This window comes from Streptomyces sp. NPDC101110 (genome assembly GCF_044759525.1).
GTDB lineage: Bacteria > Actinomycetota > Actinomycetes > Streptomycetales > Streptomycetaceae > Streptomyces.
The window spans coordinates 221,931-241,949 of sequence record NZ_JBIVZM010000014.1 but is presented as its reverse complement, the minus strand read 5'-3'; the positions used below and the strand labels follow the sequence as shown (position 1 = coordinate 241,949).

Sequence of the window (20,019 nt, the reverse complement as noted above, 5' to 3'; positions counted from 1 at the left end):
CCATCAGGGGCGCGGGGAACTGCGCGACAAGCCACGACGGACCCGCAGACCGGGACTCAGCCACGAAGCCGGGACATGGCCGGATCGAACAACGGCTCTTCAGCCACCACGGCCTCGACAGACTGGTCGAAGTACCCGATGTGCAGAACGGTCCCCGGATCGGCCAGCTCCACCGGCAGCCACGCATAGGCGATGCCCTTGCCGATCGTGTATCCGTACGCGGCGCTGGTGACGTACCCGACCGCTCGGCCCCCGTCGTACACCGGCTCCTTGCCCATGACCACGGCCTTCGGGTCGTCGATCGTGAGACAGGTCAGCTTCCGCCGGACGTCGGCCTTGCGCCGCTCCAGCGCGGCCTTCCCGACGAAGTCGTCCTTGTCCAGCTTCACGGCGAAGCCGACACCGGCCTCGTACGGGTCGTGTTCGTAGGTCATGTCCGTGCCGAAGGAGCGGTAGCCCTTCTCCAGGCGGAGACTGTTGAAGGCACCGCGCCCGGCCGCGATGCCGCCCAGCGGCTCGGCCGCCCGCCACAGCGTGTCCCACAGCTTCTGCCCCAGATCGGCGGTGGTGTACAGCTCCCAGCCGAGCTCGCCCACGTACGACAGGCGCATCGCGGTGACGGGCACGGAGCCGATGTGGGCGCGCTTGGCTCGGAAGTACTTCAGGCCGGTCGCCGAGAAGTCGGCGTCGGTCAGGGGCTGGAGGACGTCGCGGGCGCGCGGTCCCCACAGGCCGATGCAGCAGGTGCCGGGGGTGATGTCGCGGACCTGGACGGTGCCGTCGCCGGGGAGGTGGCGGGTGAACCAGTCGAGGTCCAGGTTGCCGTTGGCGCCGACCTGGAAGAGGTCGGGGGCCAGCCGGGCGACGGTGACGTCGCTGCGGATGCCGCCGTCGTGGTCGAGGAGCAGCGTGTACGTCACCGAGCCGACGGACTTGGCGACCTTGCCGGTGCACAGCCGCTCCAGGAAGTCGCTGGCGCCGCGCCCGCTGACCTCCAGCCGCTTGAGGGCCGTCATGTCGTACATGGCGACTGTCTCGCGGGTGGTCTGGGCCTCGGCGGCGACGATCGGCGACCAGTACCGCGCTGCCCAGTCGTTGGGGGTGACGATGGAACGTCCCTCGACCAGGCCCGCGTTGGCCTCGTACCACTGCGGGCGCTCCCAGCCGTTCGCCTCCAGGAAGAAGGCACCCAGCTCCTGCTGGCGGGTGTGGAACGGGCTGGTGCGGATCGGGCGCGGCTCCCCCGGCGGCTGGAGGGGGTGCAGGATGTCGTAGACCTCGACGAAGTTCCGGCAGTCGCGGGCCAGTACGTACTCCGGTGAGAGCTGGTGCGGTTCAAAGCGGTTGACGTCGCACTCGTGCAGGTCGAAGGAGGAGCAGTAGCCGTCGACCAGCCACTCGGCCATGGCCTTGCCGACGCCCGCGGAGTGCGTGACCCAGACGGCCTCGGCGACCCAGAAGCCCTTGACGTCCGGGGACTCGCCGAGCAGGGGCAGGCCGTCGGTGGTGAAGGAGAACAGGCCGTTGATGCCCTCCTCCACCTTGGCGTCTTTCGTCGCGGGAAGCAGTGACCGGGTCTCGCTCCAGGCCTCCTCGAAGTCCTCCTCGGTGAACTTCAGGACGGATGGCATCTCATCGGACTCGTCCACGGAGAGGATGTCGTCGGCGGAGATGGGCATGGGGCGGTGGCCGTAGTAGCCGATGCCCAGGCCGTCGAAGCGGTCGCGGTAGTAGAGGTCGGCGTCCTGGTGGCGCAGGATCGGTCGGACCGCCTCCTGCGTCTGCCCCGCCAGGGCCGGGACCGGCCCCGTCCAGGCGAGCTGGTGGGCGAGCGGGGTGAGCGGGAGGTTCATGCCGGCCATGCGGGCGATCTTCGGGCCCCAGATGCCGGCGCAGCACACGACGATGTCGGCCGGGATCTCGCCCTGGTCGGTCAGGACGCCGGTCACCTCGCCCTCGGCCTGGCGGACGTCGAGGACTTCGTGGCGGGCGAGGAAGCGGACGCCGCGCTCGGTGGCCCGGCGGATCTGCGCCTCGACGGCGAGGACCGCCTTGGCGAGGCCGTCCGTCGGTACGTGGAGGCCGGCGAGGACCTTGTCCGGGTTGACGAGCGGGTGCTGTGCGACGCACTCCTCGGTCGTCAGCAGCCGGGACTCGATGCCCCAGGAGGCGAGCCAGCCGTGTCGCCGCTGGAGTTCGGCGGTGCGCTCCGGGCTGGTGGCCACCTCGAGGCCGCCGACCTGGAGGAAGCAGGGCTGCCCGTCGACGTCGAGGGAGCAGAGCTTCTCGACGGTGTAACGGGCCATCTCGGTCATGGTCTTGGAGGGGTTGGTCTGGAAGACCAGGCCGGGGGCGTGCGACGACGAGCCCCCGGTGGCAGGCAGTGGGCCCTGGTCGACCACGGTCACTTCGGTCCAGCCGCGCGCGGAGATCTCGTCGGCGAGCGCTGCCCCCACGACGCCCGCTCCGATGATGACCACCCGGGGTCCCGCCATCGCCGCACCTCCGACGTTGAAAGCGATCCAGTTGCTTTGTGCGCAACAGGGTTCAGGTTGCGCAACTCAATGTGCCCGCCGTGCATCGGCGTGTCAAGGGGTCCGCGACGCCGGAAAAACACCCGGGCGCGACGGGGAGGTATCACCGCAAAACGACGAGGCCCGGCAGGCTGACGACACAGCCTGCCGGGCCTCTCCGGCCGGACTCACACGGGCGTCCCCGCGCCCTACTTGATCCAGGCGTCGACCTTGTCGCGGTTGGCCTCGACCCACTTCTTCGCAGCGGCCTCGGGCGCCATCTTGTCCACCGCGATGTACTTGGCCACGGTGTTCTGGTCGTCGTTCGTCCAGCTGAAGTTCTTCACCAGGTCGTAGGCCGGGCTGCCCGACTTGGCGAACTTCGCACTGACGATCTTGTCGAGTTCGTACACGGGGTAGTCGCAGGCGACCTTTTCCGCGTCGGCGTCGCAGCCCGCCTTGTACTCGGGAAGACCGACCTTCTTCAGCGGCACCTCGGACAGGAACCACTGGGGCTCGTAGAAGTAGCCGATCACCCATTGCTTGTTCTTCTCGGCGTTGCGGTACGCCTGGATGAGCGCGGTCTCGCTGCCGGCGTACACCACCTTGAAGTCCAGCTTGAGGTTCTTCACCAGCGCCTCGTCGTTGGTGACGTACGAGGGGTCGCCGTCGAGGAGCTGGCCCTTGCCCCCCGACTCCGAGGTCTTGAACTTCGACGCGTACCTGTTGAGGTTCTTCCAGTCGGTGATGTCGGGGTGCGCCTTCGCCAGCCACGGCGGCACGTACCAGCCGATGAGACCCTTGTTGCCGGTCGGGCCGGCCTCGACGGCCGTCTTCTGATCGGTGATGTACTTCTTCTTCAGGTCGTCGTGGCCCCAGTTCTCCACGACGGCGTCGACCTCGCCCGTCCCGAAGCCCTGCCAGGCGATCTCCTCCTTGAGGTCCTTCTGCTCGACCTTGCAGCCCAGGTCGTGCTCGGCGACGTAGGCGAGGACGGCCGCGTTCGCCTCGTAGCCCACCCACGGGTTGATCGCGAGGTTGAAGGTGCCGCACTTGCCCGAGCTGCCCGAGCCGGCCGCGCTGTCGTCGCCGACCTTCGCGCCCCCACAGGCCGTGAGGGTGAGGCCGAGGACGGCCAGGCCGGCCGCGCCGGCTCTGAAGTGTCGTGCCATGGTGAGGTGCTCCTTATGCGCCGGCGCGGCGAGCCGCTGCCTGAGTGATCCGGTCGAACATGACTCCGAGCAGGACGATGGCGAGTCCGGCCGCCAGTCCCTTCCCGTACAACTGGCCCTGCGAGAACCCGGCCACGACGTCGTAGCCGAGGGCGCCCGCTCCCACCAGGCCGCCCACCACGACCATCGACAGCACGTAGATCAGGCCCTGGTTGGTCGCGAGGGTCAGGGCTCCGCGTGACATCGGCAGCTGGACCTTGGTGATGATCTGCCAGGTGTTGCATCCGGTGGACATCGCCGCTTCGACGGTGGTCCCGGGCACGGCCCGCACACCATCGGCGATGATCTTGATGGCGACGGGTGCCGCGTAGACGATCGCGGCGACGATCGCCGTGAACCGTGTCGCGCCGAACAGCGCGAGGAACGGCACGAGATAGACGAACGGCGGCATGACCTGAGCCGCGTCCAGGGAAGGCCGGAGCAGCCGGTCGACGAGCGCGCTGCGGCCCATCCACACCCCGAGGACGACGCCGAGCAGCATCACGAGCACGGTCGCCACCGCGGTGGACGCCAGGGTCGTCATGGCGTCCGACCACACACCGGTGCCGATGAGCAGGCCCGCGCACACGGCGGTGGTGGCCCCGGCGCGCCATCCGCCGAGCACCGTGCCGAGCGCGACGAGGGCGGCGCCCACGAGCCACCACGGGGAGTCGGTCAGCAGGGTCTGGAAGGGGTTGAGGAGGCCATTGGTGAGGAGGTCGCGGAAGGCGTTGGTCAGGCCGGAGAGGTTGTCCTGTGCCCAGGTGGTCACGTCGGTCGCCGCTCTGGCGATGGTGCTTCCGGTGCTGCCCTCGCCGGGGAACTCGGCCGCCCACAGGTACGTGTGCGACAGGTACACCAGCACCAGGGCGGCCACTGCGCCGGCCACCAGCAGGTGCCGCCGCCATCTGAGGAAGGGACTGTCCGAGCCCCGGGCCGAGTCGGCCCGTGCGCTGGCGGCGGTGGTGACCCGGTCCAGAACGATGGCCATCACGACGATCGCCAGTCCCGCGTTGAAGGCGGTGCCGACGTCCAGCGACTGCAGGGCCTGGACCACGGTCGCGCCGAGGCCGGGCGCGTTGATCAGGGCCGCGATGGTCACCATGGCCAGGGCGGCCATGATGGTCTGGTTGACGCCCATCACCACGGTCCGTTTGGACATCGGCAGCAGGACCTTCAACAGCGCCTGGCGCCGTGTCGCGCCCATCGAGTCCGCCGCTTCGACGGTGGTCTCGGGAACCGAGCGGATGGCGTGGGCGGTGATGCGGATCGCGGGTGGTGCAGCGTAGATCGCCGTCGCGATGGTGGCGGAGGCCGGGCCGATCAGGAAGAACAGGGTCAGGGGCGCGAGGTAGACGAAGGTGGGCATCGTCTGCATGAAGTCGAGGAACGGCGTCACGATCCGGTTGAACCGGTCGGACAGCCCGGCCCACACCCCGAGGGGAAGGGCGAACAGCAGCGCCACGAAGACCGCGGAGAGCGTCAGCGCCAGCGTGTCCATGCTCTCCTGCCAGAGCCCCTGCAGGCCGAGGAAGGTGAAGCCGGCGACGGCGAGCAGTGCGACGCGCCAGTTGCCCACGGCCCACGAGACGTAGCCGACGACGCCCACGACACCGAGCCAGCCGATCTGCGGAACCGGGCGGCCCGCGGTCGGCTGCGAGATCAGCTCCTGGACGAAGGTCACCAGGGAGTCGATGACCAGGCGGATCTCGTTGAAGAAGTAGAGGAAGAGCGGGTTGGAGTTGCGGTTCGCGCCGATGGAGTCGTTGACGTCGTTGAACCACCGGTGCAGGTCGGTCAGATCGGCCGCGGCGAGGGACAGGGTCTGTCTGCCCCGCAGCACGGCGAAGAGGACGAGCCAGACGACCAGGACCGCGACGACGACCGTCGAACGGCTCACCGTGCGCGCGCGCCGGGTGGGAGCGGGCGGCTCCTCGCTCCCGGTTCGCTGCGGCCGCTCCGTCTTCTGTACGGCGACGGTCATCACGCGTCGCCTTCCTGCCCTGCGACCACCGCGAGGATCTCGTCGTCACCCACGATGCCGAGCAGCTTGCCGTTCTCGACGACCTTGGCCGGCTTGTCGGCCGCGAGCACCGCCCGCGTGGCCTCCTTCACCACGACGTCCGGGCCCAGCTCCGGGCCGTCCAGGGGGTCGTCCGGCTCCACCGGGCGCATGATCCACCGCAGGGTCAGCACGTCACCGCGGGGGACGTCCCTGACGAAGTCGCGCACGTAGTCGTCCGCCGGGGCGCCGACCAGTTCGTCGCCGGTGCCGCACTGGACCATCCTGCCGTCCCGCATGATCAGGATGCGGTCGCCCAGCCTCAGCGCCTCGGACAGGTCGTGGGTGATGAACACCATCGTCTTGCCGACCTCGTGATGCAGACGGACGACCTCGTTCTGCATGTCCCGGCGGATCAGCGGGTCGAGTGCGGAGAACGGCTCGTCGAACAGGAGGACGTCGGGGTCGCCGGCCAGGGCGCGGGCGAGTCCCACGCGCTGCTGCATGCCACCGGAGAGCTGGTCGGGGTAGGAACTCTCGTAGCCCGAGAGGCCGACGAGTTCGACGACCTCCAGGGCGCGCTTGGTGCGCTCGGCTCTGCTCATGCCGCGGATCTCCAGGCCGAAGGCCACGTTGTCGACGACCCGGCGGTGCGGCAGCAGCCCGAAGTGCTGGAAGACCATGGAGAACTTGCTGCGGCGCAGCTCGCGCAGGCGGCTCGCGTCCGCGTCTCGGATGTCCTCGCCCTCGAAGAGGATCTCGCCGGCGGTGGGCTCGATGAGCCGGGTCAGACAGCGCACCAGGGTGGACTTGCCGGAGCCGGACAGGCCCATCACGACGAACACCTCGCCGGGCGCGACATCGAAGTTCACGTCGCGCACGGCGGCCGTGCACCCGGTGCGGTCCATCAGTTCGCGGCGGGTGAGTCCGCGCAGTTCCTCGCTGCCGGGCACCTGGGCCGCCTTCGGCCCGAACACCTTCCACAGCTCGCGTACGGAGATGACGGGAGTGGGCGCCGAGTCCTGGGGGGTGTCGCGCCGCCGCGGCGCCTCGTTCGTTGCTGGGGTCATGTTCGACCTCTTTTCGGCGTTCAGCCGCGGAACCAGTGCTGCGGCCGGGGTTGGATGTTCTGCCAGATGTGTTTGGGCTCCCGGTACTCGTCCAGGCCCGTCGGTCCCAGCTCCCGGCCTACGCCGGAGTGCCCGAACCCACCCCATTCCGCCTGCGGCACATAGGGGTGGTAGTCGTTGATCCACACCGTGCCGTGGCGCAGCCGGCGGGCGACCCGCTGGGCCTTGCCGGCGTCCTGCGTCCAGACGGCGCCTGCGAGTCCGTAGTCGGTGTCGTTGGCGATGCGTACCGCGTCGTCCTCGCCGGTGAAGCGCTCCACGGTGAGGACGGGCCCGAAGGACTCCTCGTGCACCACGCGCATGTCCTGACCGCACGCGTCGAGCACGGTCGGCGGGTAGTAGTGGCCACCGGCCAGGGCCGGGTCGTCGGGGCGTGTGCCGCCGCAGCGCAGGACGGCGCCCTCCGCGAGTCCGGAGGCGACGTACGCCTCGACCTTCGCCAGGTGCTGGGCGGAGATCAGCGCGCCGGTGTCGGCGTGCGGGTCGAAGGGGCCGCCGAGGCGGATCCGCCGGGCGCGGCGGACCACCTCGTCGACGAACCGGTCGTGCAGCGCGTCCTCGACGATCAGCCGTGCACCGGCCGAGCAGACCTGGCCCGAATGCAGGAAGACGGCCGTGAGTGCGAAGTCCACGGCCGTCTCGAAGTCGGCGTCGGCGAAGACGACGTTGGGGTTCTTGCCGCCGAGCTCCAGCGCGACCTTCTTCACCGTCGCGGCGGCGGTGGCCATGATGCGTCTGCCGGTGTCCAGGCCGCCGGTGAAGGACACCATGTCGACGGCCGGGTCCTCGGCCAGCGGCGCCCCCACCTCGGGCCCGGTGCCCAGGACGAGGTTGGCTGCGCCGTCCGGAAGTCCTGCCTCCGCGAGGGCCTTCATCAGCAGGATCGAAGTGGAGGGCGTGAGTTCGCTGGGCTTGAGGACGATGGTGTTGCCCGCGAGGAGTGCCGGGGCGACCTTCCAGCTCGCCTGCAGCAGCGGGTAGTTCCAGGGGGTGATCAGTGCGCACACGCCGATGGGCTCGTACACGACGCGGCTGACGGCGTCGTCACGGCCGGTGTCGATCACCCGGCCGGAGTCGCTGCCGCCGAGCCCTCCATAGTAGCGGAAGCAGGAGACGACGTCGGCGATGTCGTACTCGCTCTCCACGAGCCGCTTGCCGGTGTCCAGCGATTCGGCGCGGGCGAACGCGTCGGCGTCGCGTTCGAGGATGTCGGCGGTGCGCAGCAGGAGCGCGCCGCGCTCGCGCTCGGGAGTGCGCGGCCAGGGGCCTTCGTCGAAGGCCCGGCGGGCCGCGGCGATGGCCGCCTCGGTGTCGGGGCGGGTGCCTTCGGACACGGTCACGGAGAGTGTGCCGTCGGCGGGGCAGCGGATGTCCCGGTGGCCTCCGGCCACGGGAGCCCGCCATCTGCCGTCCACGTACAGGTCTGCCACGTCGAGGCCCTTCGAGCGAATCGCGTTGCGCATCACGCACCGCATTGCTTGTGGTGGAACACTCTGGAGAAGGCGGGAACGCACGTCAAGGGGTAGGCCGATGACGGTTCCGCCAAGGAGCCAACCGTGAGAACCCGACGCCGAGGGGCCCGGAACGCCGGGACTCCGGGCCGGTCGGCTGCCTGAAATCTGCTGGTTACGCGGGTGCTTCGCGGTGCCGGTAGTACGCTGCGCCGGACGGCGGCAGCGGTTCCTTGCCGAGGATGAGGTCGGCGGCCTTCTCCGCGATCATCATCACCGGCGCGTAGATGTTGCCGTTGGTGATGTAGGGCATCACGGACGCGTCGACGACCCGCAGCCCCTCCACACCGTGCACACGCAGGTCGGCCGGGTCGACGACGGCCATGTCGTCGGTGCCCATCTTGCAGGTGCAGGACGGGTGCAGCGCGGTCTCACCGTCCTTGGCCACCCAGGCGAGGATCTCCTCGTCACTCTCCACGGACGGGCCGGGCGAGATCTCCCCGGCGTTGTACGGGGCCATGGCGGGCTGGTTGAGCAGCCTGCGAGCGACTCTGACGGCCTCGACCCACTCACGGCGGTCCTGCTCGGTGGAGAGGTAGTTGAAGCGCAGCGCGGGGTGCTCGGCGGGATCCTTGCTCTTGATCTTCACCGAGCCGATGGCGTCGGAGTACATGGGTCCGACGTGCACCTGGTAGCCGTGTCCGCCGGCGGGCACCGATCCGTCGTAGCGGACCGCGATGGGCAGGAAGTGGAACATCAGGTTGGGGTAGTCCACGTCGTCGTTGCCGCGGACGAAGCCTCCCGCCTCGAAGTGGTTGGTCGCGGCCGGGCCCGTGCGGAAGAGCCACTGCAGGCCGATGAAGGGAGCACGCCACTTGGCCAGGTACGGCTGCATGGAGACGGGCTGCTTGCAGGCGTACTGGATGTACACCTCCAGGTGGTCCTGGAGATTCTCGCCGACGCCGGGCAGATCGTGTACGACGTCCACGCCGAGCGCCGCGAGCTCCTCGGCGTTGCCGACACCGGAGAGCTGGAGGAGCTGCGGAGAGTTGATCGCGCCTCCGCAGAGGATGACCTCACCGGCCCTCACCTGCTGCGGCCTGCCACGGCCGCGCCGGTACTCGACACCGACGGCCCGCTTGCCCTCGAAGAGGACGCGGGTGACCAGGGCGCGCGTGGTGACGGTGAGGTTGGGCCGCTTCCGCACGGGCTTGAGGTAGGCCTGCGCGGCCGACAGCCGGCGCCCGCGGTGGACGTTGCGGTCGAACCTGGCGAAACCTTCCTGTCGATAGCCGTTCACGTCGCTGGTGGGGGCGTGCCCCGCTTCCTCGGTGGCCTTGAGGAAGGCTTCGAAGAGCGGGTTGGTCCCCGGACCCCGTTCGAGGACGAGGGGGCCGTCGTGACCGCGGAACTCGTCCTCCGGGTCGGCGGCCAGGCAGTTCTCCATCCGCCGGAAGTACGGCAGGCAGTGCGCGTAGTCCCAGCTCTCCATTCCGGGGTCGGCCGCCCAGCGCTCGTAGTCCATGGGGTTGCCGCGCTGGAAGATCATGCCGTTGATGCTGCTGGAACCGCCCAGGACCTTGCCGCGCGCGTGGTAGACGCGCCGGCCGCCCATGTGGGGCTCGGGTTCGGACTCGTACTTCCAGTCGTAGAAGCGGCTGCCGATCGGGTAGGTCAGCGCCGCGGGCATGTGGATGAAGACGTCCCAGGGGTAGTCGGGTCTGCCCGCCTCCAGGACCAGTACCCGATTGCCGGGATCCGCGGAGAGCCGGTTGGCCAGTGCACAGCCGGCCGATCCACCACCGACGATGACGAAGTCGTACTGCAAGTGAGCCATGAGGCCTCGTCTCGCTCGCGCCGTAGGGAATGCGCGGCATGCTAGTACCGGCATCTCTATGCGCACCAGGTTGCGGACAGCGCAACTTCAGATTTTCTGGTCCGGGCCGGTGACCTGCATCGCTGGCAGCTATGTTAATCACCCGTATAGTTGCGTTGTGAGCAACTACCATCCAGATACCGAAACGACAAGTGCGCCGACCGGTGGGGTGCAGTCGGTCGACCGGGCCATCACCGTGCTGGAGATCCTGGCCCGGCGCGGCGAGGCCGGCGTCAGCGAGGTGGCCGCCGAGATCGACGTCCACAAGTCGACCGCGTTCCGGTTGCTGGGCGCCCTGGAAGCGCGCGGCCTGGTGGAACAGGCGGGCGAGCGCGGCAAGTACCGCCTCGGTTTCGGCATCGTCCGTCTCGCCGGCGCGGTCACCGGACGCATCGACATCACGCAGCAGAGCCGCCCGGTCTGCGAGCGTCTCGCCGAGGAGATCGGTGAGACGGTGAACCTCGCCGTGATGCAGGAGAAGTACGCGATCAACCTGTACCAGGTGCGCGGACCGGGTGCCGTCACGGCGTTCAACTGGGTGGGCCAGCTGACGCCGCTGCACGCCACGTCCAGTGGCAAGATCCTGCTGGCCCACATGCCGGCGAAGGAGCGTGCCGCGCTGCTGTCGGACGCGGGCCTGAAGAAGATGACGCCGCGCACCCTGACCGCGAAGACGAAGCTGGAGAAGAACCTCGCCGAGGCGCTGGAGCGCGGCTACTCCTGGACACTGGAGGAGTTCGAGGCGGGATTGCACGCCATGGCCGCCCCGGTCCGCAATCGGGACGGAGAGGTCATCGCGGCGCTCAGCGCCTCAGGACCGGCGTACCGGCTCACCGAGGAGAGAATTCACGATCTCGCTCCGGTACTGGTCAAGGGCGCGGACGAAATCAGCCACCGGATGGGTTACCTGGGCTGAGCCCGCCCCTGCGCGCGCGACTTCGGGAGGGCCCGAGGACCCGCGCCGTCCGCCCCGAACGCCCCCTGCACGGGGGCCGGGCCGCCGGGAACGCCGTCATCGTGGTCGCCCCGCGCCCAGACGCTCCTGGACGAAGGCGTGGAACTCGCCGATGTGGTGCTCGCTGGGCACGAGGACGCCGCCCTTGGCGTACAGCCGGGAGCTCATGGCCGGCTGACAGCGCTCGCAGGCGTCGAAGTCCTGCCGGTTGACCCGGTCGAACAGTTCCACCGACCGGCTGACGTCCTTGCCGCTCTCGACGACGTGCTTGAGGTAGAGCCAGTCGCACTCGACGATCGTGCGGTCCGCGGCGACCGGGAACATCCGGTGGAAGATCACGTGGTCGGGGACGAGGTTGATGAACACCTGCGGCCGGACCGTGATTGCGTAGTACCGGCGGTCCTGGTCCTCGGTGATGCCCGGGATGCGCTCGAGGCCCTCCGAGCCGTCGACGGTGAAGCCCTTGACGTCCGTGCCGAACTCGGCGCCGTGTCCCACGTAGTACTGGGCGGCGTAGCCGTCGGCGAACTCGGGCAGCACCTCGGTCAGTTCGGGGTGGATGGTCGCGCAGTGGTAGCACTCCATGAAGTTCTCGACAATGAGCTTCCAGTTGGCCCGGACGTCGTAGACGATCCGTCTGCCGACCTCGAGGTCCTCGATGCCGTAATGCTCGATCGACTCCGTGTCGCCGAGACGCGCGACCACGTCCTGCACCACCTCGTCGAAGGGGGGCGGGTTCTCGGCGAGGCACACCCACACGTAGCCGAGCCATTCGCGCGTCGCCACGGCCGCCAGGCCGTACTCGGTGCGGCCGACGTCGGGCATCTTGGTGAGGTTGGGCGCAGCGACGAGTTTGCCCGTCAGGTCGTACGTCCAGGCGTGGTAGGGGCATTGGAAGGCGCGCTTGACCTCGCCGCTCTCCGCCGTGCAGAGCCTCGCCCCCCGGTGCCGGCAGACGTTGAAGAAGGCGCGTACGGACTGGTCGCGGGCGCGGGTGATGAGGATGCTCTCGCGGCCGACCTGGACGGTCCTGAACGCCCCGGTGCCGGCGAGGTCGGCGGAGCGTACGGCGCAGAACCACATCTTCTCAAATATGTGCTCCTGCTCCTGGGCGAAGGCCCCGGGGTCCGTGTAGGCGGAGCCGGGCAGGGTGGCGATGAGACTTTCCGGCAGGCCGGTCGAGGTCACGGTGCACTCCTCGGGGAAACGTCATGGATCGGGTATGCACGCGCCGGGACGGGCTACACCGGACGTCGTCGATCAAGGAGCAGCGTCCTTCTCAGGACGTGCGGGCGGCGAGCTGCTTGCGCCAGCGCATGAACAGCCGGGGCTGGTTCATTCCGAGGACGGCGACCGGGTGCCCGGCACGCCGGTAGACGGCCAGGACGTTACGGTCGTCCGCGGCGCCTTCCTCGATCGTGACGCTGTCGGCACGGGACGCGTTGCCGGCGAACTGGATCTTCACGCCGTACTGGTCGGACCAGAAGTACGCAGGCCTGGGCACCCCCGGTTCGGACTCGCCCCAGGAGAGCAGGGCGGTGACCGCCGCGTCGGGGCGTTCCCGGGCTCCGGTCCAGTGCTCGACGCGGCGGTGGGCGCCCGCGCGCGGGTCGTACCAGGAGGCGCAGTCGCCGACCGCGACCACCCCGGCCATGCTGGTACGGCCGTCCGCGCCGCACTTGACGCCGTCGTCGAGTGCGACGCCGGAGCCTGCCAGCCAGTCGACGCAGGGGCGGGCCCCGACACCCACGACGACGATGTCGGCGGGGATGCTGCGGCCGTCCTCCATCAGGACGGCGTCGACGCGGGTCTCGCCGCTCAGCCCCTTGACGCCGACCCCGCACAACAGGCGTACGCCGTGGTCGGCATGGAGTGCGGAGACGATGCCGCCCATGGTGGTGCCGAGCGGTCCGACCAGTGGTGTGGACGCCGCCTCGACGATGGTCACGTCGAGGCCGAGGGCATAGGCGGTCGAGGCGACCTCGGCGCCGATGAAGCCGCCACCGATCACCACCAGACGTCCGCCCCGGGCCAGTTCGTCCCGCAGGGCGCGGGCGTCGTCCAAGGTGCGCAGGGTGTGCACACCGGCCAGGCCGTCCATGCCGGGCAGGGTGCGGGCGGCGGCGCCGGTGGCGATGACGATGCCGTCGGCTCTCACCTCGCGGCCGTCGGTGAGACGCACGGCGCGGGGGGTGGTGCCGAGTCCGGCGGCGCGGGCTCCGAGCAGCCACTCCGCCTGAAGGTCCTCGTCGTCCGGCTCCAGGGCGAGCTCGGCCTCGCCGATGCCGCCGGCCAGGAACTCCTTGGACAGCGGCGGCCTGTCGTACGGGCGGTGGAGCTCGTCGCCTATGACGACCAGCCGTCCGTCGTACCCCTGCTTTCGCAAGGAACGCGCCGCTGACAGACCGGCCAGCGACGCGCCCACCACGGCAACCGTCCTCACGCGACGCCCCCGGCGAGCCGGGCGGTTATGCAGGGAGGCAGGTTGGGGGCTGCCGTGGACAGCCGGACGTAGATCATGCCGTCCTCGACGAAGACCTCGTGCGTGCGCACCGGGAGCTTGGCCGGCGGGGCGTCGACGGCTCCGGTCTTGAGGTTGAACTTCGAGGCGTGCAGCGGGCATTCGACCTCGCAGCCCTCCAGCCAGCCGTCGGCGAGCGAGGCGTCCTGGTGGGTGCATGTGTCGTCGATGGCGAAGAGTTCGCCGTCGTCGGTGTGGAACACCGAGACCGGCGGGTCGATGTCGAGCCTGTGGGCCTCGCCTCGGGGCAGATCCACGAGACGGCACGCGGGAATCATCATGACACCTCGGTGCGTATAGCGAAACGGATTGCGGTGAACGCAACGTCAGTTTGAGGTCGCCCACAAACCCTTGTCAAGGAGTTCACGGGTCGCTCGCCACCCCGATTTTGCGTTGCGCGATACGAAACACCCTGCACCATAGGAAACCCAGGTCAGAGCTGGTCGCCCCTCAGAAACGGGGTGGCGGTGACGGTGTCGCGCGCCTTCTCGAGCCGCCAGCGGGCGGCCACCCGCACCGCGTCGGCCGTCGAGGCGACGTCGTGGACGCGGACACACCAGACTCCCTGCGCGGCGGCCAGCACCGACACGGCGGAGGTGGCCGCGTCCCGCAGGTGCGCCGGGCGGGGTCGTCCCGTCTCCGGGTCCCTCAGAAGGTGACCCAGAAACGCCTTCCGCGCCGCGCCCACCAGAACCGGACGGCCGAGTGCGGTGGCGACCTCCGGGAGGTGGCCGAGGAGCCGCCAGTTGTGCTCGGTGTGCATGGCGAACCCCAGCCCCGGGTCGACGATGAGACAGTCCGGCGGGATTCCGGCGTTCAGGGCCGCGTCGACTCTCGTCCGCAACTCGTCGACGACGTCGGTGACGACGTCGTCGTAGACGGCGTGTGCCTGCATGCCGGCGGAGTGTCCGCGCCAGTGCATCACCACGTAGGGCACGCCGGCCCGCGCCATCAGTGGCAGCATCGCCGGGTCGGCGAGTCCGCCGGAGACGTCATTGACCAGAGCGGCGCCGGCCTCGACGGCGCGGGCGGCGACCTCGGCCCGCATGGTGTCGATACTGACCTTGGCGCCGGCGGCGGCCAGTGCGCGGACGACCGGCAGCACACGCCGCAGTTCCTCCTCCCCCGTCGGGCGAGAGGCGCCCGGACGGGTCGACTCGCCGCCGACGTCCAGGATGTCCGCGCCCTCGTCCAGCAGCGCGAGTCCGTGTGCGACGGCCCGGTCCGGTTCGAACCACCGCCCGCCGTCGGAGAACGAGTCGGGCGTGACGTTCACGACGCCCATCACCAGGGTCCGGTCCAGCCGGGGAAGACCTCGTGGACGAAGGGCGGGAGCGGCCCGGGCGACGGTGCTCACGCGGCACCGGGCGGGTCGGCAGGGGGACGCAGGAAAGTCTTCATGGGCTGCTCGACCTCGTTGCACATAGAGGAACAAAGTGCGATTTGAGCAACGAGTGTGGAGACGGGGCGCGGCACTGTCAAGCAGGTGGAATCCCCGGTCTCGTGACGGGGCCCGAACGCCGGCGCGACCGGCCGGGACGACTTCGGCTCGGCCTCGTCGCACTCCCGGTCCGGATCGGACCCCAAGTGGCCGGCGCCCGTATCGAAGTGCAGCACCGGCCTCGCGCCCATGGCGGGCGGCCCGGCCGGTGCCCGTGTCACCAGCCGCGGGCGGCCCACTCCTCCAGGTGCGGGGCCTCCGCCTCGATGGTGGTCGTGTCGCCGTGCCCGGTGTGCACGACCGTCTCGCCGGGGAGCGTCAACAGCCGGTCGCCGATGGAGGCGAGGATCGTGCCGAAGTCGCTGTACGAGCGTCCCGTCGCGCCCGGTCCTCCCGCGAACAGCGTGTCGCCGCTGAACAGCGCACCGAGGTCGGGGGCGTACAGGCACACCGCCCCGGGTGCGTGTCCGGGCGTATGGAGCACGCGCAGCCCGATGCCCGCCACGACGAGTTCGTCGCCGTCGGCGAGGGGGCCGTCGGGGTGCCGGTTCGGGTGCACCGTCTTCCACAGCACCTGGTCGTCGGGGTGCAGCAGGACGCGCGCGCCGCCGGCGAGAGCGAGGTCCGGTGCGGCGCGCACATGGTCGTCGTGGGCGTGGGTGCACACGACGGCCGACAGACGGCGGTCACCGACGGCCTCCAGGACGGCGTCGGAGTCGTGCGCCGCGTCGATGACGAGGACCTCGTCGTCGTCACCGACGATCCAGACGTTGTTGTCGACGTCCCAGGTGCCGCCGTCGAGACTGAACGTGCCACTCGTGACGAGGTGTTCGATGCGGGGTGCGCCGGCCATCACAGCACCACCACGGAGCGCAGCACGTCGCCGCCGTGCATCTTCTCGAAAGCCTCCTCCACGTCACCGAGCCCGATGGTCTCGGTGACGAAAGCGTCCAGGTCGAACCGGCCGCCCAGGTAAAGGTCGACGAGGGCCGGGAAGTCGCGCGAGGGCAGGCAGTCTCCGTACCAGCTGGACTTCAGCGCGCCGCCGCGACCGAAGACGTCGAGCAGCGGCAGTTCCACCTTCATCTCCGGGGTGGGCACACCGACCAGCACGACCGTGCCCGCCAGGTCCCGCGCGTAGAAGGCCTGCCGGTACGTCTCCGGGCGGCCGACCGCCTCGACGACGACGTCCGCTCCGAATCCACCGGTGAGTTCGCGCACCGCCTCCACCACGTCGCCCTTGGCGGCGTCGACCGTATGGGTGGCCCCCATGGTCATGGCACGGTCCAGCTTGCGCCGGTCGATGTCGACGGCGATCACCTTGGACGCGCCCGCCAGCCGGGCACCCGCGACGGCGGCCATGCCGACACCGCCGCAGCCGATGACGGCGACGGAGTCCCCCCGCCCGACGGCACCGGTGTTGACCGCGGCACCGAAACCCGCCATGACACCGCATCCGAGCAGCCCGGCCGCCGCGGCCGGGGCGGCCGGGTCCACCTTCGTGCACTGCCCCGCGGCCACCAGCGTCTTCTCCGCGAAGGCGCCGATGCCGAGCGCGGGCGAGAGCGGGGTGCCGTCGAGCAGTGTCATCGGCTGCGTGGCGTTGTGGGTGGCGAAGCAGTACCAGGGCTTGCCCTTGCTGCAGGCCCGGCACTGGCCGCACACCGCACGCCAGTTGAGGATGACGAAGTCCCCGGGCTGCACGCCGGTGACCCCCTCCCCCACCGCCTCGACGCGACCGGCCGCCTCGTGTCCCAGAAGAAAGGGGAACTCGTCGTTGATCCCGCCCTCGCGGTAGTGGAGGTCGGTGTGGCAGACGCCGCACGCCTCGACCTTGACCAGTGCCTCACCCGGACCGGGATCGGGGACGACGATCGTCTCGACGGAAACCGGTGCGCCCTTCTTCCGGGCGACGACGGCACGTACCTCGTGAGCCATGAGCTGCTCCTCAGACGGGAAGACTCGAGCCGGGTGCGCTGCTTCCTGAGTTGCCTCATCAGGTACACGCACCGCCATACGCAACCGAGCATCGGGGAGGAGGAGACCGGGGGTCAAGGGGTCGACCGGAAAACCGGACCGGCCGGCGGTTCGTTCGGGAGCGAGGCTCGCAGGCGGCGCCGGCGGCTGCGGGCCGGTTCGAGCACGCCAGGTGGTCCTGTGCGGTTTCGTGATCTACCCGGCGGGCCCGTCGGCGGACCTTCGCAGGGAGTGGCTGCGACGGGCCGTGGCTTCTCGTGCAGCGTCCCGGACAGCCCTGATCGTGGGTTCGGATCGTCTGCGCCGCAGCCAGGCGAGAGCGGACGTGGAGGGCGGGACGTCGACCACCTCGATGTATCTGACGCCCGGGCGCGGGAAATACTCACCGGCAGCAGCCGGGAGGAAACACATCGCCTCCCCGGTGGCCACCGTGTGCAGCAGCGATTCCATGTCGGTGACCACCGGCCCATAGCGAACACGACTGCCGTCAGGGCGCGGGTCGACCGCCCAGAAGTCCCACCACGGCCGCGGGACCCGCTCAGGTACGTCGACCACCGGGACGCCGGAAAGCTGGGCCAGCGTGAGCCGGGGAAAAGCTGCCAGGGGGTGGTCGGCCGCAAGGCAGGCCACTCGCGGTTCGGTGGCCAGGTGGCGCGTTTCTATGTCGTCGGTCACCGGAGGGCGGAGGAACACCACATCGACCTCCTGGCGTGCCAGCGCGGCCATGTGATCGCTCAAGGTGAGGTTCACCAGCCGGGGGGTCAAGTTCGGATGGCGATCTCTGAGCAGGCCGAGCACGGCGCGGGTGTGGGCCATTGCGGCCTCGGCTCCGATGGTTCCCACGACGAGCCGCCCGGAGATCTGGCGCAGCTGAGCGTCGGCGACACTCTTGAGCCGGTCGACCGCTGCGACAGCCGCCCGGGCTTCGGGGAGCAGGGCCCGCCCTTCCTCGGTCAGGGTGACAGCCCGGCCCGTACGCTCCAGCAGCCGTACGCCCAAGCGTTTCTCCAATTCTCTGATCTGCTGACTCAACGCGGGCTGAGTGATGAACAATCGCGCGGCGGCATGCCCGAAGTGGAGCTCCTCGCTCAGGACGAGATACAGCCGGAGCTGATGAATACTCGGTTCCCTTGATATGGACGCTGCCATTCCCATGAGCCCCTTCTCCGGTCCGACTTGCGGCCATAACCGATGCCTTATCGATCAGCAGAAATCACGTGCTCCGGGCTTCGGTGACACACCTGCCTCGGCCGTGTGACAGTCAATGAGCCGTCACTTGATCGAACTGACGGTCGCACACGGTGGACAGCGCTCTGTCATCGGTCAAGAGACGGTTGCGGGGGCATTACCGGTTCCCCTGTGAAGCGAGTGTCCCCAGCGAACCGGGGATGGTGACACAAGGGGGGACCACCACGCATGCCCGCACCCTTTCGCCTGCACGATGTCTTTGACCGCACGGCTCGGCAGGCTGTCGGTAAGAGGAACACCACCTCGCGCCCCGATCGCCGCCGGCACTCCCGCCGGGTGGCGCTCGGCCGGATCCTTTCCGTTCTCCTTTCTGTGGCGGCCGCGTGGACCACGGCCTGCGCGCCGAGCGGCTCACCGGCAGATCAGCGGCAGCCGGTGCCACGAGAGCTCACGGCGGCGGAACGAAAGGTCCTCGCCCAGGCGGAGAAGATTCTCACCCGTGACTGCATGCGGAAAGAGGGTTTCTCTTTCTGGGTCACCCCGGAACTCCCCGAGCCTGTGGAGCGCTTGTTCCCGTACGTCATCGACGACGAGCAGTGGGCCGCCGCGAACGGCTACGGCCGGGGTCTACGGGAACGCCGCGCTGCATTGGCCCGCGACGACCCCAACCGTCGCTACTTCGCGCGGCTCAGCACCGACCGCAAGGCGGCGGCGATCACTGCACTCGACGGGCCGACCGCGGAGGGGCTGGAAGCGAACGTTCCCGGGATGGGCAAGGTCCGGCACAGCGACAGGGGATGCGCCTCCGACGCCCAGCGCGTGCTCTACACCGATCTGCGCGGCTGGTACCGGGCCAAGAAGGTCACCGACGCCCTTGCCCGGTCGGTCACGGTGGCGGTCGCGCGTGACCCCGGGCTCGTTCCCAGCACCCGGCAGTGGGCCACCTGCATGCGTGAACGAGGACACCCGTACGACGGGCCTCAGGAGACACGGGACCGCTTCGCGCACCGCCGCGAGGCCGGTGAGTTCACCACGGCTCAGGCCGAGGCCACATGCGCGCAATCATCCGGCCTGGCCTCGAAGGTCCAGGAGCTGAGCCGTGCACATCGCCAGAAGCTCGGCTCCCCGCATCGCAAGGAGGTCGAGGACCGCGCCGTGCTCGAGCACGCGGCGCTCAGCCGTGCCCGCGACATCGTCCGCGGCGGCTGATCAACCCGAGGACGGACAACGAAAGGAACAAGACATGAGCAAGCTCGCTTCACTCGCCGGCGCGGTAGCCCTGGTGGCCGTCGCGCTCACCGCTCCCACGGCTCAGGCCGCCGAGCCGAAACCGGCGGAACCCCGCTCGATGGCCGCGGCAGCGCCCGACGGCAAGCTCCATGCCTGGGAGCACCCCTATCGAGAAGGCGGCCACTGCGCCTGGAGCGGAGCCAACCGCAACTGGGACTATCCGGGCCCGGGGTGCCCGCCGCTGCGCAACCTCGCCTCCTCGGTGGAGAACCGGGGCTACGCCGGCAGCTACGACGACGTCAATCTGTACTACGGCGAGGACCAGAGTGCTGCGTACGCCTGCCTCGGCCGAGGGGACATGTGGCTGGACCTGACGCTCGGATGGGAGACCTTCAGCCACGGCTGGCCCTGGTGGGACGGCTACGGCGAGTCGGTGAACGACAACATCGCATCCCACAGCTGGACGGACAGTTGCTGACCGGCCACACACAATAACCGGAGGGCCTCTGGAGGGCCCCTCCGGT

General features: G+C 69.6%; 16 protein-coding genes. 3 read left to right on the top strand and 13 right to left on the bottom strand.

Features of this window, described 5'->3' with window-relative positions:
• Positions 1 to 56 precede the first annotated feature (56 nt).
• The 6 genes from ACIQU3_RS29650 to betA form a co-directional block, all read right to left on the bottom strand.
• On the bottom strand, positions 57 to 2,495 hold the full coding sequence (locus ACIQU3_RS29650; RefSeq protein ID WP_403737628.1) for an FAD-dependent oxidoreductase: 2,439 nt from the start codon (positions 2,493 to 2,495) through the stop codon (positions 57 to 59).
• 227 nt (positions 2,496 to 2,722) lie between these two features.
• Entirely contained in the window at positions 2,723 to 3,685 is a 963-nt protein-coding gene (locus ACIQU3_RS29645) for an ABC transporter substrate-binding protein (protein ID WP_403737625.1), read from the bottom strand.
• 13 nt (positions 3,686 to 3,698) lie between these two features.
• Positions 3,699 to 5,708, bottom strand: coding sequence for an ABC transporter permease (locus ACIQU3_RS29640; protein ID WP_403737622.1), 2,010 nt, complete (start codon positions 5,706 to 5,708; stop codon positions 3,699 to 3,701).
• Positions 5,708 to 6,796, bottom strand: a complete 1,089-nt coding sequence (locus ACIQU3_RS29635) for a glycine betaine/L-proline ABC transporter ATP-binding protein (protein ID WP_403928591.1) — start codon at positions 6,794 to 6,796, stop codon at positions 5,708 to 5,710. The genes ACIQU3_RS29640 and ACIQU3_RS29635 overlap by 1 nt, the downstream gene beginning before the upstream one ends.
• A 20-nt stretch (positions 6,797 to 6,816) precedes the next feature.
• Positions 6,817 to 8,286, bottom strand: coding sequence for an aldehyde dehydrogenase family protein (locus ACIQU3_RS29630; RefSeq protein WP_403737919.1), 1,470 nt, complete (start codon positions 8,284 to 8,286; stop codon positions 6,817 to 6,819).
• Between the two features lie 196 nt (positions 8,287 to 8,482).
• Entirely contained in the window at positions 8,483 to 10,144 is a 1,662-nt protein-coding gene (betA, locus tag ACIQU3_RS29625; protein WP_403737617.1) for a choline dehydrogenase, read from the bottom strand.
• A gap of 208 nt (positions 10,145 to 10,352) precedes the next feature.
• Here betA and ACIQU3_RS29620 point away from each other — a divergent pair, with 208 nt between their 5' ends.
• On the top strand, positions 10,353 to 11,099 hold the full coding sequence (locus tag ACIQU3_RS29620) for an IclR family transcriptional regulator (RefSeq protein WP_403737916.1): 747 nt from the start codon (positions 10,353 to 10,355) through the stop codon (positions 11,097 to 11,099).
• A 96-nt stretch (positions 11,100 to 11,195) separates the two neighbouring features.
• On the opposite strand, the gene ACIQU3_RS29615 is transcribed toward ACIQU3_RS29620, so the two are convergent.
• From ACIQU3_RS29615 to ACIQU3_RS29585, 7 genes are all read right to left on the bottom strand, one after another.
• Positions 11,196 to 12,326 (bottom strand): aromatic ring-hydroxylating dioxygenase subunit alpha, encoded by a 1,131-nt coding sequence (locus tag ACIQU3_RS29615; protein WP_403737611.1) that lies wholly within the window; start codon positions 12,324 to 12,326, stop codon positions 11,196 to 11,198.
• A 91-nt stretch (positions 12,327 to 12,417) separates the two neighbouring features.
• Positions 12,418 to 13,581 (bottom strand): NAD(P)/FAD-dependent oxidoreductase, encoded by a 1,164-nt coding sequence (locus ACIQU3_RS29610; RefSeq protein ID WP_403737608.1) that lies wholly within the window; start codon positions 13,579 to 13,581, stop codon positions 12,418 to 12,420.
• Positions 13,578 to 13,940 (bottom strand): bifunctional 3-phenylpropionate/cinnamic acid dioxygenase ferredoxin subunit, encoded by a 363-nt coding sequence (locus ACIQU3_RS29605; RefSeq protein WP_403737605.1) that lies wholly within the window; start codon positions 13,938 to 13,940, stop codon positions 13,578 to 13,580. The genes ACIQU3_RS29610 and ACIQU3_RS29605 overlap by 4 nt, the downstream gene beginning before the upstream one ends.
• A 152-nt stretch (positions 13,941 to 14,092) precedes the next feature.
• Positions 14,093 to 14,944: a dihydropteroate synthase gene (gene folP, locus ACIQU3_RS29600; RefSeq protein WP_403737913.1), complete on the bottom strand. Its 852-nt coding sequence runs from the start codon at positions 14,942 to 14,944 to the stop codon at positions 14,093 to 14,095.
• Positions 14,945 to 15,317: 373 nt separating this feature from the next.
• Positions 15,318 to 15,953, bottom strand: a complete 636-nt coding sequence (locus ACIQU3_RS29595) for an MBL fold metallo-hydrolase (protein WP_403737602.1) — start codon at positions 15,951 to 15,953, stop codon at positions 15,318 to 15,320.
• Entirely contained in the window at positions 15,953 to 17,038 is a 1,086-nt protein-coding gene (locus ACIQU3_RS29590; RefSeq protein WP_403737599.1) for an S-(hydroxymethyl)mycothiol dehydrogenase, read from the bottom strand. The genes ACIQU3_RS29595 and ACIQU3_RS29590 overlap by 1 nt, the downstream gene beginning before the upstream one ends.
• Positions 17,039 to 17,272: 234 nt before the next feature.
• Complete coding sequence (locus ACIQU3_RS29585; protein WP_403737593.1) at positions 17,273 to 18,226, bottom strand: LysR family transcriptional regulator; 954 nt, start codon at positions 18,224 to 18,226, stop codon at positions 17,273 to 17,275.
• A gap of 375 nt (positions 18,227 to 18,601) precedes the next feature.
• On the opposite strand from ACIQU3_RS29585, the gene ACIQU3_RS29580 reads away from it, so the two are divergent.
• Entirely contained in the window at positions 18,602 to 19,474 is an 873-nt protein-coding gene (locus tag ACIQU3_RS29580) for a hypothetical protein (RefSeq protein ID WP_403928588.1), read from the top strand.
• Between the two features lie 34 nt (positions 19,475 to 19,508).
• Positions 19,509 to 19,973: a hypothetical protein gene (locus ACIQU3_RS29575; protein WP_403737586.1), complete on the top strand. Its 465-nt coding sequence runs from the start codon at positions 19,509 to 19,511 to the stop codon at positions 19,971 to 19,973.
• Positions 19,974 to 20,019: the final 46 nt, after the last annotated feature.

Excerpts from the sequence above, each read along its gene's own strand:
- ACIQU3_RS29605 (WP_403737605.1), bottom strand. The coding sequence starts at position 13,940 with ATGATGATTCCCGCGTGCCGTCTCGTGGATCTGCCCCGAGGCGAGGCC.
- folP (WP_403737913.1), bottom strand. The coding sequence starts at position 14,944 with ATGGGCGTCGTGAACGTCACGCCCGACTCGTTCTCCGACGGCGGGCGG.
- ACIQU3_RS29590 (WP_403737599.1), bottom strand. The coding sequence starts at position 17,038 with ATGGCTCACGAGGTACGTGCCGTCGTCGCCCGGAAGAAGGGCGCACCG.
- ACIQU3_RS29595 (WP_403737602.1), bottom strand. The coding sequence starts at position 15,953 with ATGGCCGGCGCACCCCGCATCGAACACCTCGTCACGAGTGGCACGTTC.
- ACIQU3_RS29575 (WP_403737586.1), top strand. The coding sequence starts at position 19,509 with ATGAGCAAGCTCGCTTCACTCGCCGGCGCGGTAGCCCTGGTGGCCGTC.
- ACIQU3_RS29635 (WP_403928591.1), bottom strand. The coding sequence starts at position 6,796 with ATGACCCCAGCAACGAACGAGGCGCCGCGGCGGCGCGACACCCCCCAG.
- betA (WP_403737617.1), bottom strand. The coding sequence starts at position 10,144 with ATGGCTCACTTGCAGTACGACTTCGTCATCGTCGGTGGTGGATCGGCC.
- ACIQU3_RS29650 (WP_403737628.1), bottom strand. The coding sequence starts at position 2,495 with ATGGCGGGACCCCGGGTGGTCATCATCGGAGCGGGCGTCGTGGGGGCA.
- ACIQU3_RS29585 (WP_403737593.1), bottom strand. The coding sequence starts at position 18,226 with ATGGCAGCGTCCATATCAAGGGAACCGAGTATTCATCAGCTCCGGCTG.
- ACIQU3_RS29640 (WP_403737622.1), bottom strand. The coding sequence starts at position 5,708 with ATGACCGTCGCCGTACAGAAGACGGAGCGGCCGCAGCGAACCGGGAGC.
- ACIQU3_RS29645 (WP_403737625.1), bottom strand. The coding sequence starts at position 3,685 with ATGGCACGACACTTCAGAGCCGGCGCGGCCGGCCTGGCCGTCCTCGGC.